This is a genomic window from Pseudomonas sp. R4-84, assembly GCF_054130985.1.
Map to the genome: position 1 here is coordinate 5,179,321 of NZ_CP096390.1, position 14,688 is coordinate 5,194,008.

A 14,688-nucleotide genomic window follows, 5' to 3' on the forward strand; every position below is an offset into this window, starting at 1 on the left:
TGGACTAGAGGGCTTGCTCGCGAAAGAAGATGTCGAACGTGCCGGCCTTATCGCGAGCAAGCTCGCTCCCACATTTGATCTTCAGCGCCGCAGCAGCCGTGTACACCACAAACCCATTGTGGGAGCGAGCCTGCTCGCGATAGCGGTGTCACGGCCAGTGGAGATGTTGAATATGCCGGCCTCATCGCGAGCAGGCTCGCTCCCACATTTGATCTTCAGCGCCGCAGCTCTCACGTACACCGCAAACCCATTGTGGGAGCGAGACTGCTCGCGATGGCGGTGTCACGGCTAGTAGAGATGTTGAATGTGCCGGCCTCATCGCGAGCAGGCTCGCTCCCACATTTGATCTTCAGCGCCGCAGCTCTCACCTACACCGCAAACCCATTGTGGGAGCGAGCCTGCTCGCGATGGCGGTGTCACGGCTAGTAGAGATGTCGAACGTGCCGGCCTCATCGCGAGCAGGCTCGCTCCCACATTTGATCTTCAGCGCCGAAGCTCTCACGTACACCGCAAATCCATTGTGGGAGCGAGCCTGCTCGCGATAGCGGTGTCACGGCCAGTGGAGATGTTGAATATGCCGGCCTCATCGCGAGCAGGCTCGCTCCCACATTTGATCTTCAACGCCGCAGCTCTCACGTACACCGCAAACCCACTGTGGGAGCGAGCCTGCTCGCGATAGCGGTGTCACGGCCAGTGAAGATGTTGAATATACCGGCCTCATCGCGAGCAGGCTCGCTCCCACATTTGATCTTCAATGCCGCAGCAGTCATGTACACAGCAAGGCAATTGTGGGGGCGGGCTGCTGGAAAAACTGAGTTTGCGCCCAACAAAAAGCCCCGCTTCCTTTCAGAAGCGGGGCTTTTTGTTTATCAGGCCAACTGAGGCTGTACGCTAACCGGCTGAAGCGGCAGCAACGGTGCATGTGGATCGGCCTTGACCGACTCACGCCATGCCGCCAGCCACTCGGGATGCGCCTCGTTCCAGACCTGCTCATGCAGGCGGGACAAGGCCACCGGGTCGCTCAGCAGCGCCAGTCGCTCGGCATTGCTGAGACCGGCCGGGCCAGCCTTCAGTGCGTGACGGACGCGTTCGACCCGTAGCCATTCAATCGGTTCGGCCTGGCCGTGACGGGAAGTCGCCAATGCACACGCCAAGGCATTCTGTTGCGGATCGACCACCGCCCGGATGAAGCCGTCGTTCAGCGCGTGCCAACGGTTTTCGTGGGTGTACTGGTCAGTCGACAGCAGCTCCTGAGGCGGTGCGTATTCCTCGGGGATCAGGAACAGTCTTTCATCACGGGACTTCAAGCCCAGGCCCACGCGACTGGAAATCACCGAGACCGGGATCGACAGCATCAGCGAGCCGACGATCGGCACGAGCCACCACAGGAAGCTTGGGTTCAGCCAGATCACCAGCAGTGCCCAGAAGAAGCCCAGCAAGGTCTGCGGGCCGTGGCGCTTGATGGCTTCGCTCCATGGCGTGGAGTCGTCGTCGCGCTTGGGCGAGTTCCAGGTCGCGGCCCAGCCCAGGAAAGCGGCAAGGACGAAGCGGGTATGGAAGATCATGCGCACCGGCGCCAGCAACATGGAGAACAGCATCTCCAGCAGCATCGACATCGTGACCTTGAACTTGCCACCGAACTCTTTCGCGCCTTTTGCCCAGATCAGCACGATACTCAAGAGCTTGGGCAGGAATAGCAGCACGATGGTGGTCGAGAACAGGGCGATGGCCTTCTCCGGGTGCCATTGCGGCCAGAGCGGATACAGCTGGCGCGGCTCCAGGAAGTATTGCGGCTCCATCAGCGTGTTCACGGCCAATAGCGCGGTGGACAGCACCAGGAAGAAGAACCACAGCGGCGCCGACAGGTAGGACATCACGCCCGTCAGGAATACCGCGCGGTGCACCGGGTGCATGCCCTTGACCAGGAACAGCCGGAAGTTCATCAGGTTGCCGTGGCACCAGCGACGGTCACGCTTGAGTTCGTCCAGCAGGTTCGGCGGCAACTCCTCGTAGCTGCCTGGCAGGTCATAGGCAATCCACACGCCCCAACCGGCGCGGCGCATCAGCGCCGCTTCAACGAAGTCGTGGGAAAGGATCGCACCCGAGAACGCCCCTTTACCCGGCAACGGCGCCAGGGCGCAGTGGTCGATGAACGGTTTCATGCGGATGATCGCGTTGTGGCCCCAATAGTGCGACTCACCCAACTGCCAGAAGTGCAGGCCGGCGGTGAACAGTGGACCATAGACGCGGGTGGCGAACTGCTGCATGCGTGCATACAGCGTGTCCATGCCCGAGGCTTTTGGCGCGGTCTGGATGATGCCGGCGTCCGGCGTGGCTTCCATCAGACGCACCAGGCTGGTCAGGCATTCGCCGCTCATCACGGAGTCCGCATCGAGCACGACCATGTACTTGTAGTCACTGCCCCAACGACGGCAGAAGTCGTCGAGGTTGCCGCTCTTGCGCTTCACGCGGCGACGGCGACGGCGATAGAAGATCTTGCCGAAGCCGCCGGCTTCCCGGCAGACATCCAGCCAGGCTTGCTGTTCGGCGATGCAGATATCGGTCTCGTTGCTGTCGCTGAGCACGAAGAAGTCGAAGCGATCCAGGTCACCGGTGGCCGCGACGGATTCGAAGGTGGCGCGCAGCCCGGCGAATACCCTTGGCACGTCCTCGTTGCAGATCGGCATCACCAGCGCGGTGCGAGCGTCTTTCGGAATCGGCTCGTTGCCGGCGCTGGCACCGGAGATACGGTACTTGTCATGACCGGTGAGCAGTTCGAGAAAGCCCATCAGCGCGGTCCAGAAACCGGCCGACACCCAGCAGAACAAGATCCCGAACATGATCAGGATGCTGGTTTGCAGCGCATACGGCAGCACTTGCGTGGCCGTTTGCAACAACGGCTGGTGCAGCACTTCGTCCAGGTCCACTAGCGACCAGCCCTGGTACGGCATGATGCCTTTCATGTACCAGCCGGCGACGATGGTCTGGCCGAGCATCAGTATCAGCAGGATATAACGACGGATCGACCCCACGGTGCGCCAGCGAGCGTGCGGCAAAACGCGCTCGTCCTTGGGCGGCTTCGGCGGGTTGGTGCGACCGGTCAGGCGGCGCCATGCACGCACCAGGATATTGGTACGCCATGGCTCCGGCACGACCTTGGTCCGGCGAATCGGCGGCGTTGCTTTCAAGCACACCCGACCACTGGAATCGAGCGCCAGCATTTCGGCGTCCTCGAGTTCCTCGGCGGTGCTCAGCGTCAGGCGACGGCCTACCGAGGCTTGGGCCGCCTCGGTGGGTGCATCGAATGTCGGCGAAGCCAGGCGTTCATGCAATTCGCTGAAGGACTTGCAGCCCGCCAGCTCGGCGCGCTGCTCGTCGGTCATCGGCAAATGGGCCAGATACTCGCGAAGAGATTCTGGTTGTACGGGAGTATTACTCATCGGCAGGCAACTGATAGCTCCAGGTCTCGGTCAGGACTTGCTCAGTCTGTTCCGGTTCCTGCGGGGTTGGGGTCGGCTCGGCGGCGGCGGTGGACGCCTTGACGGCCTTGGCTTCTTTTTGCTCGTTGGCTTGCTCGTTGGTTTTTTCTTTCTCGCTCTGCTGCTTGGCAACCTTGTCGGCCTTGGCCAAGGTGGTCACGGAATGCGAGGCGGCCGGCAGTTCGACCGGCACAAGCGGCCGGACCAGGGCGGCACGCATTTCGGTGGCCTTGCTCGGGTCCTTGATCTTCAGGCGCAGCGTCAAGCGCCAGCCCTTGGTTTCCGGGTTGTAGCGCACGCTGTTTTCAACGATCTCGGCGTTGTCGCCGACGCTCACCTGGCTACGCACTTCTGCGTTTTCCGGCAGCGCTTGCAGGGACGGGCCTTCAAAATCAACCAGGTAGGCCACGCTGCCATCCGGCTGGCGGATCAGGTTGGACTGTTTGACGTCGCCGGTGGAACGCAGGGTCTGCTTGACCCAGGCGCTGTCTGGCGAGTGCAGGCTGGCTTCATCGAGGGTCCAGTGCAGGCGATAGGCGAAGTCCAGAGGCTGGCCTGGCTCAGGCAGCTTTTCCGGGCTCCAGAACGCAACGATGTTGTCGTTGGTTTCATCGGCAGTCGGGATCTCGACCAGGTTCACGGTGCCCTTGCCCCAATCGCCTTTCGGCTCGATCCAGGCGCTTGGACGCTTGTCGTAACGGTCGTCCAGGTCCTCGTAGTGGCTGAAGTCACGGCCACGTTGCAGCAAGCCGAAACCACGCGGGTTTTCCACCGAGAAGCTGCTCACGGCCAGGTGTTTCGGGTTGTTCAAGGCACGCCAGATCCACTCGCCGTTGCCGGCATGAATGGACAGGCCGCTCGAGTCGTGGAGCTCGCGACGGTAGTTCAGCACTTTGGACGGCTGGTTGGCGCCGAACAGGAACATGCTGGTCAACGGGGCGATGCCCAGCTTGTTGACGCGATCACGCAGGAATACGCGCGATTTCACGTCGACCACGGTGTCGGTGCCTGGACGCAGCGTCAGGCGATAGGCGCCGGTAGCCCGTGGCGAATCCAGCAAGGCGAAGATCACCAGATGCTTGTCGGTCGGTTTCGGGCGCTGGATCCAGAATTCGCGAAAGCGTGGGAACTCTTCACCCGACGGCAGTGCGGTGTCGATGGCCATGCCACGCGCGGACAAGCCGTAAACCTGGCCTTTGCCGATGACGCGGAAGTAGCTCGCGCCCAGCATGGTCATGATCTCGTCTTGCTTGTCGGCCTTGTTGATCGGGTACAGCACACGGAATCCCGCGTAGCCCAGCTGTTCGGTCGCCTTGGGATCGAACTTGACGTCACCGAAATCGAAGCGCGCCGGGTCATATTTGATCTCATCGACGGTGGTCGCGGTGATCTCATTGATTTTCACCGGCGTGTCGAAGTGCATGCCCTGGTGATAGAACGACAGCCGGAACGGCGTCTTCTGGTCGGCCCATTCAGCTTTTTCAGTGCGGAAACGAATTTTCTGATAATCGGCGAACTTCATTTCGCGGAATTCATTCGGCAAATTGCTGCGCGGGGCTTCGAACTTCTGCCCGGCCAGTTCTTGTGCCTTCGCCGATACATCATCCAGGCTGAATGCCCACAGTTGGCCGGCGCCAAACAGGCACAACAGGGCCGAGCCCGCTACCAGAGCGTTTCTAAACCGTTTGGCAGTCATTTTTGGTGCATTACAGGGACTAACAATCACGAGCAACCCTCGCCGAAAACTGATCAAAAAACCAACGGCCAGATAAAGTATCTACACGGTAACGGCGCTGAAAAACCGTTCCTGCGGACCACTCTTGCCAAGTTGGCGAGCATTGTTCCGACTCCGACGGGGCAAAATGATTCCCCAAACGGTTCAGGACAAGTCTCTACCTAAGTCAAATGGACCAGCGAACGCTGGTCCCCCGTAGCGCGCGATTATCTAGTAGGCCGCGTGACAACGCATCAGGGCTAGCAAAGTATTTATCGAGAAAACATCCTGTTTTGCCTCGAAACCGGACCGAAAAGATGTTTCAAACGCTTTCAGGCCTGTAACAGAAAGGTTACCGGGCCATCATTGACCAGATGCACTTGCATGTCGGCGCCGAATCTACCTGATGCCACGGTGCCATGCACCTGTTTCGCCTGGCTGAGCAAATAGTCGAACAACTCTTCACCGAGAGCGGGAGGCGCGGCGGTCGAAAAACTCGGGCGCAAGCCGCTCCTGGTGTCCGCCGCCAGGGTGAATTGCGACACCAACAGCAAACCGCCCTGCACATCCACCAGGGACAGGTTCATCTTCCCGTCGGCGTCGCTGAACACCCGGTAGTTAAGCAGCTTATGCAGGAGTTTGTCGGCGTGGGCAGGGGTATCCTCGGGCTCGACAGCCACCAGCACCAGCAAACCATGGTCCACCGCACCGACAATTTCCCCCGCGACTTCTACCCGGGCGCCGCGAACCCGTTGCAGCAACCCTTTCATGCTTCTTCGGGCGGCAGATCAAGCAGGCGTCGGGCCATTTGCGCGGCCGCGCGCACCAGCGCATCGGTGATCCCTGGCTCCGAGGCTGCATGGCCGGCGTCGCGAATCACCTGCAACTCGCTGTTGGGCCAGTTCTGGTGCAGCTCCCAGGCGTTGTCCAGTGGGCAGATCACATCGTAGCGGCCATGCACGATGACGCCGGGCAAATGGGCGATCTTGCCCATGTCGCGAATCAACTGGTTGGGTTCAAGAAATGCATTGTTGGTGAAGTAGTGGCATTCGATCCGGGCAATCGACAGCGCGCGCTGTGGCTCGGAGAAGCGGTCGACCACCAGCGGGTTCGGGCGCAGGGTCGCGGTACGGCCCTCCCACGTCGACCAGGCCTTGGCCGCGTGCATCTGGGCGATCTGGTCGTTACCGGTCAGGCGCTTGTGAAAGGCGCTGAGCAGGTCGTCGCGCTCATCCAGTGGGATCGGCGCGATGTAGTCCTGCCAGTAATCCGGAAACAGGCGGCTGGCGCCGGCCTGGTAGAACCACTCGATTTCCTGGGGACGGCAGAGAAAGATCCCACGCAAGATCAAGCCATGCACCCGCTCCGGATGGGTCTGGGCGTAGGCCAGGGCCAACGTTGACCCCCAGGAGCCGCCGAACAGCACCCACTTCTCGATGCCCAGGTGTTTGCGGATGCGCTCCAGGTCCTCGACCAGATCCCAGGTGGTGTTGTTTTCCAGGCTGGCGTGAGGCGTGGAACGACCACAACCGCGCTGGTCGAACGTGACGATGCGATACAGGTTCGGATCGAAGTAGCGGCGGCTTTGCGCATCGCAACCGGCCCCCGGGCCACCATGGATGAACACCACCGGCAGGCCTTCTGGCGAGCCGCTTTCATCGACGTAGAGCGTGTGGGTGTCATCGACAGCCAGATCGTGCCGGGCATGGGGTTTGATCTGCGGGTACAAAGTCTGCATTGCGCGCTCCGTAAGGGGTCGAGTCATCCCTGTGGGGACTTCTATTTAGTCTGCCGTCCGGCATCATAAACCCGAATCACCTCAATGAGCATGCCCCCGCACAGTCAAAGCGTGTCAGCCAGGTATGCCAGCAGTGTGCGATACATCTGATCGACCTCTGGCACCAGGCCACGTGCGCGCAGGCAACCGTGGACCAGCCCTTCCCCCCGATACAAGACCGACACGCCCCCTGCGACATTCAATCGCTCGTGATAAAGAACGCCGTCATCATGCAGGGGGTCCCATTGCGCGACGGCGACAAAGGCAGGCGCCAAACCGCTCAGATCGTCGGCAAGCAACGGGGCGGCGTAGGGCGTGGGGGCGGCACCGTGCAGGTACATGGCGTCGTAGCGTTGCAGGTCGCTGCTGCTCAAGAGAGGTGCGTCGAAACACTCCTGGCGCGACGGCAAATGCGCGGGGCCGCCTAGCGCCGGGTAAATCAGCACTTGGGTTCGCGGCTGAGGCTGGCCTGCATCACGCAGGGCCAGGCACAACGCGGCGGCGAGATTGCCTCCAGCGCTGTCGCCAGCCAGCGCTTTGCGTCGTGGATCAATGGCGAATGGGACGTCTGCCAAGTGATGCCACACCGCGAGGCAGTCTTCGAAACCGGCCGGATAGGGATGCTCCGGGGCGAGCCGGTAGTCCACCGCCACGACCAGCACACCAAGGCTTTCAGCCAGCTCCATGCAAATGAAGTCATGGGAATCCAGGTCCCCTACCACCCAACCACCACCGTGCAGGTAAAGGATGCACGGCCAGCCGGCCAATGGTGGCGCGACGCGCGCGTGATAGGCGCGGATGGCCACGCCAGCTAATTGCAGGTCCTCGACCGCAAGCGTTGACGGGCGCGACGGGGTGAACGCCCGACACATCTGGCTGTAGGCCTCGCGCGAGCCGGCGAGGCTGTCGTCCGGGCTCGTGAAGCTCAGGGTCTTGTCGATGAAGGCAGTCATTGCCTGGGAAAGTGGGTAGGCCACGGGGTTCTCAATGTCCAGGAGCTTGCATCAGTTCTTGAGACTCGCCTGCACCGCTGCAATTCCATCCTTGCCGTCGAAGCTGGTCACGCCGGCCAGCCAACGCTGCAGATCCTCGGGGTGCTCGCGCAGCCATTGCCTTGCGACGTCCTGGGGAGTCTTGCGCTCCATGATCGGCACCATCAGCTGACTTTCCTGGGCAGCGGTAAACGTCAGGTTTTCCAGCAGCCGCTGGACGTTGGGGCAACGCTGGGCGTAGTCCGGCGCGGTCACGGTGGAGACAGTCGCGGCACCTTCGTTCGGGCCATACACGTCTTCGCTGCCCGTCAGGTAGGCGATGTTCATGTTGATGTTCATCGGGTGCGGGGTCCAGCCAACGAAGACCACGAACTCCTTGCGATTCACCGCCCGTTGCACCGCCGCCAACATCCCCGCCTCGCCGGATTCGATCAGTTTGAAATCCTTGAGGCCAAAGTGATTGGTCTCGATCATGGTCTTGATGGTGGTGTTGGCGCCACTGCCCGGCTCGATGCCGTAGATCTTGCCGCCGAGCTCATCCTTGAACCGGGCGATATCGGCAAAGCTCTTGAGCCCTGCCGCCGCCACGTAATCGGGCACGGCGAGCGTGGCCTGGGCGTCGGCCAGGCTAGGTTTGTCCAGGACCTTCACTTGGTTGGCCGCCAGGAACGGGGCGATGTTCTTGTCCATCGCCGGTTTCCAATAGCCCAGGAAGATATCGAGTCGCTTGTCGCGGATGCCGGCGAAGATGATCTGTTGCACGGCGCTGGTCTGCTTGCTTTCGTAGCCAAGGCCGGTGAGCAGTACGTCCGCCATGCCACTGGTGGCAATGACGTCGGTCCAGTTGACCACGCCCATGCGTACGGCCTGGCAAGACGCAGGCTCGGCGGCCATCGCGCCGGAGCTTAGTAGAACGGTACCGCAGAGGAACGATAGACAGCGTTTGGACAGTCTTTTCATTGCGTGGGTCTCGTGCGGCAGTGGATTGTTGTAGGTCGGCGTCTAGATGCACCGTGCCTGGAACATTACGCAGCGTCGAGGGGGCGAAGGTGAACTGTGGCGACTTGGTTTTGCACGGTGGCGACAGTCCCCATTCCAGGGAGTCAGCGCCCATAAACCTGTGGCGAGGGGATTTATCCCCGCTGGACTGCGTAGCAGTCCCAAAATTCTGAATCCGTGTGGATCATCTATCTTTGGGGCCGCTTCGCGACCCAGCGGGGATAAATCCCCTCGCCACAGGTATTGGGTAGGTCTTTATTTCTTGTAGGCCTGCCGCCCCCACGCCAGGAAGCCTTCCAACAATTCCCTGAGCACCACCTGGGTCGGCGCCGCCAGGTCGGGCCGATAGTTGAACGGTTCGAACTCTTCCATGTAGGTGCTCTGGCATAGCTCCAGTTGCACCGCATGGATGTCCTGGGCGGGGTTGCCGTAGTGACGGGTGATGTGCCCGCCCTTGAAACGCCCGTTCAACACGTGAGTGAACTGATCATGGCGGGCGCAGATGCCTTCGAGCTCGCTCGCCAGCGTCGGATTGCAACTGGCGCCGTTGAAGGTGCCCAGGTTGAAATCCGGCAGCTTGCCGTCGAACAGGTGCGGGATCACCGAGCGGATCGAGTGGGCATCGAACAGCAAGGCATAGCCGAACTCGGCCTTGAGCCGCGCCAGTTCTTGCTGCAGCGCTTGGTGATAGGGCATCCAGACCTGTTGCAGGTACGTCGCCCGCTCTTCGGCGGATGGCTCCAGACCTTCACGAAACAACGGCACGCCATCGAACAGCGTCGCCGGGTACAAGCCGGTGGTGGCACCGACGTACATCGGTTTGTCATCGGAGGGCCGGTTCAGGTCAACGACGAACCGTGAGTATTCGGCGGCCAGGGTGCTGGCGCCAAGCTCATCGGCAAACTCATAGAGCCGCGGAATGTGCCAATCGGTGTCCGGCAGGCTTTGGGCTTGCGGGATCAATCCGGCCTGTACCGCCGGGGTCAGGCGCAGGCCGGCATGAGGCATGCTGATCAACAGCGGCACGCGCCCTTGCTTGAAATTCAGGACCTTCTCCACAACCGTTCTCCTCAATCGATTTCCACGCCGTGACGCACGACGCGTTTTTCCAGCTCGCCACCGAGCCAATAGGACAGGTCAGCGGGGCGATCGATGTCCCAGGCGACAAAGTCCGCTACCTTGCCCGCTTCCAGCGAACCATGGGTCCCGGCCATGCCCAAGGCTTGAGCCGCGTGGATCGTCGCCCCAGCCAGGGCTTCTTCCGGGGTCATACGCAAACAGGTGCACGCCATGTTCAACATCAAGCGCAACGACAATGCCGGCGAGGTGCCGGGGTTGAGGTCGCTGGCCACGGCGATTTTCACGCCGTGCTTGCGCAGGGCATCCATGGGCGGCAGCTGGGTTTCACGCAGGAAATAAAACGCCCCTGGCAACAACACCGCCACGGTGCCGGACGCGGCCATGGCCTTGGCGTCGTCCTCGGTCATGAACTCCAGGTGATCGGCCGACAGCGCCTGGTAGCGCGCCGCCAGGCTGGAGCCATTGAGCGACGACAATTGTTCAGCGTGCAGCTTCACCGGCAGGCCCAATTGCTGCGCGGTGATAAACACCCGCTCGACCTGCGCCGGGGAAAAGGCCAGGTACTCGCAAAAAGCGTCAACGGCGTCCACCAGCCCTTCAGCCGCCAACGCGGGCAGCATTTCAGCGCAGATGTGCTCGATGTAGTCATCGGCGCGATCCTGGTATTCCGGCGGCAAGGCGTGGGCCGCCAGGCACGTGCTGCGCACACTGACCGGAAGCTCGGCACCGAGGCGGCGGATGACGCGCAGGATCTTGCGCTCGCTGGCCAGGTCCAGGCCGTAGCCGGACTTGATTTCCACCGTGGTCACGCCATCGCGCATCAGGCTCTTCAGGCGCCTGGCGGCGCTGGCGAACAGCTCGTCCTCACTGGCGGCGCGGGTGGCGCGCACGGTGCTGGCGATGCCACCGCCGGCCGCCGCTATTTCGGCGTAGCTGACGCCTTGCAGGCGCTGTTCGAATTCACCGCTGCGGTTGCCGCCAAACACCGTGTGGGTGTGGCAGTCGATCAGCCCCGGCGTGACCCAGGCGCCCTTGAGGTCGTTGACCGCCGGATAGTCGCCCATCGGCAGTTCGGCACGGGGGCCGATCCATTGAATGTGCTCGCCCTGGGTGACGATGGCGGCGTCTTCTATGATCGAGTAGACGCCCTGGGCCATGGTGGCGGCGTGGCAGTTTTGCCAGAGGGTTTTCATCCCGGTTTCCTCGTCGCGTTCAAAATCGAATCGCGAGCAGGCTCGCTCCCACAAGGGTCAGGGTGTACCCAAATGAATGTTCAACCCCTACCCCTGTGGGAGCGAGCTTGCTCGCGATGAGGCCCTTACAGACTCGGCAACAACTGCGCCGTGACCAGCTCGTTCAGGCAGCGACTCGCCAACAATTCACTCGCTGCATTGATATCCGGGGCAAAGAATCGGTCCTTCTCATAGAACGGCACTTCTGCACGCAACAGACCCCGGGCCTGTTCCAGCTTGGCGGAGGTCTTCAAACCGCCGCGCAGGTCCAGCCCTTGGCACGCCGCCAGCCATTCCACCGCCAGGATCCCGCGGGTGTTCTCGGCCATTTCCCACAGGCGCTTGCCAGCGGCCGGGGCCATGGAGACGTGGTCTTCCTGGTTGGCCGAGGTCGGCAGGCTATCCACCGAATGAGGATGGGACAGCGCTTTGTTTTCACTCGCCAGCGCCGCCGCTGTCACCTGGGCAATCATGAACCCGGAGTTCACACCGCCATTGGCCACCAAAAACGGCGGCAGCTGCGACATGTGCTTGTCCATCATCAGCGAAATGCGTCGCTCGCTCAGGGAGCCAATTTCGGCAATCGCCAGGGCCATGTTGTCCGCCGCCATCGCCACCGGTTCGGCGTGGAAGTTGCCGCCGGAAATCACATCGCCCTCGGCGGCGAACACCAGCGGGTTATCCGACACGGCGTTGGCCTCGATCACCAGCACCTCGGCAGCCTGGCGGAACTGGGTCAGGCAGGCGCCCATCACTTGCGGTTGGCAACGCAGGGAGTACGGGTCCTGGACCTTGTCACAGTTCTGGTGCGAATCGGAAACTTCGCTGCGCTCGCCCAGCAGGTCTCGATAGGCCGCGGCGGCATCGATCTGGCCTTTCTGGCCGCGAGCCGCATGGATGCGCGCATCGAATGGCGAACGCGAACCGAGCACCGCTTCGACGGTGAGGCTACCCAAGGCCAGGGCCCCGGCGAACAGGTCTTCGCCTTCGAAAAGGCCGCGCAAGGCAAACGCGGTGGAGACCTGGGTGCCGTTGAGCAGCGCCAAGCCTTCCTTCGCGGCCAGGGTCAGCGGCGCGAGGCCAGCAACTTTCAAGGCGTCGACGGCCGGCAGCCATTCGCCCTTGTAGCGGGCCTTGCCTTCGCCAAGCAGCACCAGGGACATGTGGGCCAGCGGTGCCAGGTCACCGGATGCGCCCACCGAACCTTTCAACGGAATGTGTGGATAAACCTCAGCGTTGATCAGCGCGATCAGCGCATCGATCACCTGCCGACGAATGCCCGAGAAACCTCGGCTCAGGCTGTTGACCTTGAGCACCATGACCAACCGCACCAGCGCATCGCTGATCGGCTCGCCCACACCGGCGGCATGGGACAGCACCAGGGAACGCTGCAGGTTTTCCAGGTCCTCGCTTGCGATGCGAGTCGAGGCCAGCAGGCCGAAACCGGTGTTGATGCCATAGGCGGTGCGGTTCTCGGCAAGAATCTGTTCCACGCACGCAACGCTGGCTTCGATCTGCGCCGACGCACTGGCATCAAGGCTCAGGGTGACCGGTTGCTGGTAGATGTCGCGCAATTGAGCCAGGCTCAATTGGCCGGGAATCAGGTTTAAGGCAGTCATTTATTGCTCCTTTTGAGAGTTTTGTTTTTTCATTCGCCAGTCGCTCCGGAATGCTCCGTTATCCGTCACCTTCGCTTTTTGGGCGATGCCTAGGGGCTATAGGTGCCTTGGCACGCTGGCGCTTTTTTGATCAATTCAAATTCGGTAATACGTTTTTCAGGAGGTGCGGGTCGCTGAGCAGCCCGGCGGCACTGGCGATGTCCGGCGCCAGCCAGCGGTCCTGGTCGTAGGCCGGAACGCGCTCGCGCAGCAGTTTCCAGGCGATGTCGGTGCCGGCGCCGAAGCGCTGCGCCTTGAGAAACTCGAAGGCCTGGGCCGCCAGCAGGTACTCGATGGCGAGGATCTGCGTGCAGTTTTCCAGCGCCCGGTGCAGCTTCAAGGCCGCGTTGGTGCCCATGCTCAAATGGTCTTCCTGCAACCCGGAGGTGACGAAATTGTCCAGCACCGCCGGTTGCGCCAGTTGCTTGTTCTCCGCGCACAGCGACGCGGCAACGTATTGCACGATCATCATTCCCGAGTTCACGCCCGGGTTGGCGACCAAAAATGCCGGCAACCCGCTGACGTGAGGATTGATCAGGCGGTCGAGGCGACGCTCGGCGATCGAACCGATCTCGGCCATGGCAATCGCCAGCAGGTCCGCCGCCAACGCCACCGACTGGCCGTGGGGATTGGCCTGGGACATGACCCGGAAACTCTCCGGCGTACCCAGCAGCATTGGGTTATCGGTGACGGCGTTGAGCTCGGTTTCGATCTGTTGCCGTGCATGCTCCAACTGATCGCGAGCGGCGCCGTGAACCTGGGGAATCGAGCGGATGCTCAAGGCGTCCTGGGTGCGGATACCCAGGCTCGAAGCAATGACTTCGCTGCCATCGAGCAACGCGCGCAAATTCGCACCAACCTGTTGCATGCCCGGGTGTGGCTTGAGGGCGATGATCTCGGCATCGAACGCGGCAATCTGCCCGCGCTGGGCCTCGAAGCTCATGGCACCGATCACGTCGGCCCATTTCACCAGCCGCGTGGCATCGGCCAGGGCCAGGCAACTGAGCCCGGTCATGCACGGCGTGCCGTTGACCAGGCACAAACCGTCCTTCGCTCCCAACTGCACCGGTTGCAGGCCTTCTGCGGCCAAGGCCTGTTGCGCCGGGACGATCTGCCCGCGATAGCTGACTTGCCCAACGCCCAACAGCGCGATACCGATGTGGGCCATGTGGGTCAAGTAACCCACTGAGCCCTGGGACGGCACTTGTGGCGTAATGCCGCGATTGAGCAACGCCAGTAATGCCTCGACCGCCCGGCGATGGATACCGGACTTGCCTTGGCTGTAGTTGTGGATAGCGGCGCAGAGAATCGCCCGGGTCTGCTCGTCGGCGAGTGCCGGGCCGACGCCACAGGCGTGGCTGAGCAGGGTGTTGCGCGACAATTGGCTGAGCTGTTCGTCCTGGAGCGAGACATTGCACAAGGCGCCCAGGCCGGTGTTGACGCCATAGGCACGCTCGCCGCTTTCGATGATGCGCTGGACGATGGCCTGGGCATTGTCGATCCGCGCCCAGACCTGAGCCGACAGCTCGAGCGTAGCGCCGAAGCGGGCGACGGCGACCACGTCCTGCCAGCGCAGGGGGGCGCCGGTGATGATGATTTTTTCAGCCTGGGACATCTCAAACCTCATTCCAAATTCTCAGTGCGCTGTCTCTTGGGCTGAAGGCATCACTCCCGTGGCGAGGGAGCTTGCTCCTGCCCGGCCGGGCTGGCGCTCCAGCGCGTAGGGGCCGCCTCTTTTGGGTCTGCTACGCAGCCCA

General features: G+C 62.0%; 10 protein-coding genes. All 10 read right to left on the minus strand.

Translation table 11 applies throughout. From position 1 onward, the window contains the following. Window positions 1-869: 869 nt before the first annotated feature. A complete protein-coding gene (gene mdoH / locus M1D68_RS23435; protein WP_457968531.1) occupies window positions 870-3,440 on the minus strand; it encodes a glucans biosynthesis glucosyltransferase MdoH in 2,571 nt (856 codons plus the stop codon). Next, the gene (locus M1D68_RS23440) at window positions 3,433-5,175 is read right to left on the minus strand and encodes a glucan biosynthesis protein (protein WP_420767017.1); all 1,743 of its coding nucleotides are present in this window, start codon (window positions 5,173-5,175) and stop codon (window positions 3,433-3,435) included. The genes mdoH and M1D68_RS23440 overlap by 8 nt, the downstream gene beginning before the upstream one ends. Before the next feature lie 350 nt (window positions 5,176-5,525). Further along, the gene (gene dtd, locus M1D68_RS23445; protein ID WP_457968533.1) at window positions 5,526-5,963 is read right to left on the minus strand and encodes a D-aminoacyl-tRNA deacylase; all 438 of its coding nucleotides are present in this window, start codon (window positions 5,961-5,963) and stop codon (window positions 5,526-5,528) included. Then, complete coding sequence (pip, locus tag M1D68_RS23450; RefSeq protein ID WP_003196909.1) at window positions 5,960-6,931, minus strand: prolyl aminopeptidase; 972 nt, start codon at window positions 6,929-6,931, stop codon at window positions 5,960-5,962. The genes dtd and pip overlap by 4 nt, the downstream gene beginning before the upstream one ends. A 104-nt stretch (window positions 6,932-7,035) precedes the next feature. Continuing rightward, on the minus strand, window positions 7,036-7,923 hold the full coding sequence (locus M1D68_RS23455; RefSeq protein ID WP_457970791.1) for an alpha/beta hydrolase: 888 nt from the start codon (window positions 7,921-7,923) through the stop codon (window positions 7,036-7,038). Between the two features lie 51 nt (window positions 7,924-7,974). Then, window positions 7,975-8,922 (minus strand): choline ABC transporter substrate-binding protein, encoded by a 948-nt coding sequence (locus M1D68_RS23460; RefSeq protein ID WP_434675759.1) that lies wholly within the window; start codon window positions 8,920-8,922, stop codon window positions 7,975-7,977. 294 nt (window positions 8,923-9,216) lie between these two features. Next, the gene (gene hutG, locus M1D68_RS23465; RefSeq protein WP_434649236.1) at window positions 9,217-10,020 is read right to left on the minus strand and encodes an N-formylglutamate deformylase; all 804 of its coding nucleotides are present in this window, start codon (window positions 10,018-10,020) and stop codon (window positions 9,217-9,219) included. An 11-nt stretch (window positions 10,021-10,031) separates the two neighbouring features. Beyond that, complete coding sequence (gene hutI, locus M1D68_RS23470) at window positions 10,032-11,234, minus strand: imidazolonepropionase (RefSeq protein WP_434649238.1); 1,203 nt, start codon at window positions 11,232-11,234, stop codon at window positions 10,032-10,034. Between the two features lie 125 nt (window positions 11,235-11,359). Next, window positions 11,360-12,892: a histidine ammonia-lyase gene (gene hutH / locus M1D68_RS23475; RefSeq protein WP_420767012.1), complete on the minus strand. Its 1,533-nt coding sequence runs from the start codon at window positions 12,890-12,892 to the stop codon at window positions 11,360-11,362. Window positions 12,893-13,022: 130 nt separating this feature from the next. Continuing rightward, window positions 13,023-14,546, minus strand: a complete 1,524-nt coding sequence (gene hutH, locus M1D68_RS23480) for a histidine ammonia-lyase (RefSeq protein ID WP_457968537.1) — start codon at window positions 14,544-14,546, stop codon at window positions 13,023-13,025. Window positions 14,547-14,688 lie beyond the last annotated feature (142 nt).

Bases quoted from the DNA above. Each gene is read 5' to 3' on its own strand.
- hutI (WP_434649238.1), bottom strand. From the start codon at position 11,234: ATGAAAACCCTCTGGCAAAACTGCCACGCCGCCACCATGGCCCAGGGC.
- hutH (WP_420767012.1), bottom strand. From the start codon at position 12,892: ATGACTGCCTTAAACCTGATTCCCGGCCAATTGAGCCTGGCTCAATTG.
- hutH (WP_457968537.1), bottom strand. From the start codon at position 14,546: ATGTCCCAGGCTGAAAAAATCATCATCACCGGCGCCCCCCTGCGCTGG.
- dtd (WP_457968533.1), bottom strand. From the start codon at position 5,963: ATGAAAGGGTTGCTGCAACGGGTTCGCGGCGCCCGGGTAGAAGTCGCG.
- M1D68_RS23460 (WP_434675759.1), bottom strand. From the start codon at position 8,922: ATGAAAAGACTGTCCAAACGCTGTCTATCGTTCCTCTGCGGTACCGTT.
- M1D68_RS23455 (WP_457970791.1), bottom strand. From the start codon at position 7,923: ATGACTGCCTTCATCGACAAGACCCTGAGCTTCACGAGCCCGGACGAC.
- pip (WP_003196909.1), bottom strand. From the start codon at position 6,931: ATGCAGACTTTGTACCCGCAGATCAAACCCCATGCCCGGCACGATCTG.
- mdoH (WP_457968531.1), bottom strand. From the start codon at position 3,440: ATGAGTAATACTCCCGTACAACCAGAATCTCTTCGCGAGTATCTGGCC.
- M1D68_RS23440 (WP_420767017.1), bottom strand. From the start codon at position 5,175: ATGACTGCCAAACGGTTTAGAAACGCTCTGGTAGCGGGCTCGGCCCTG.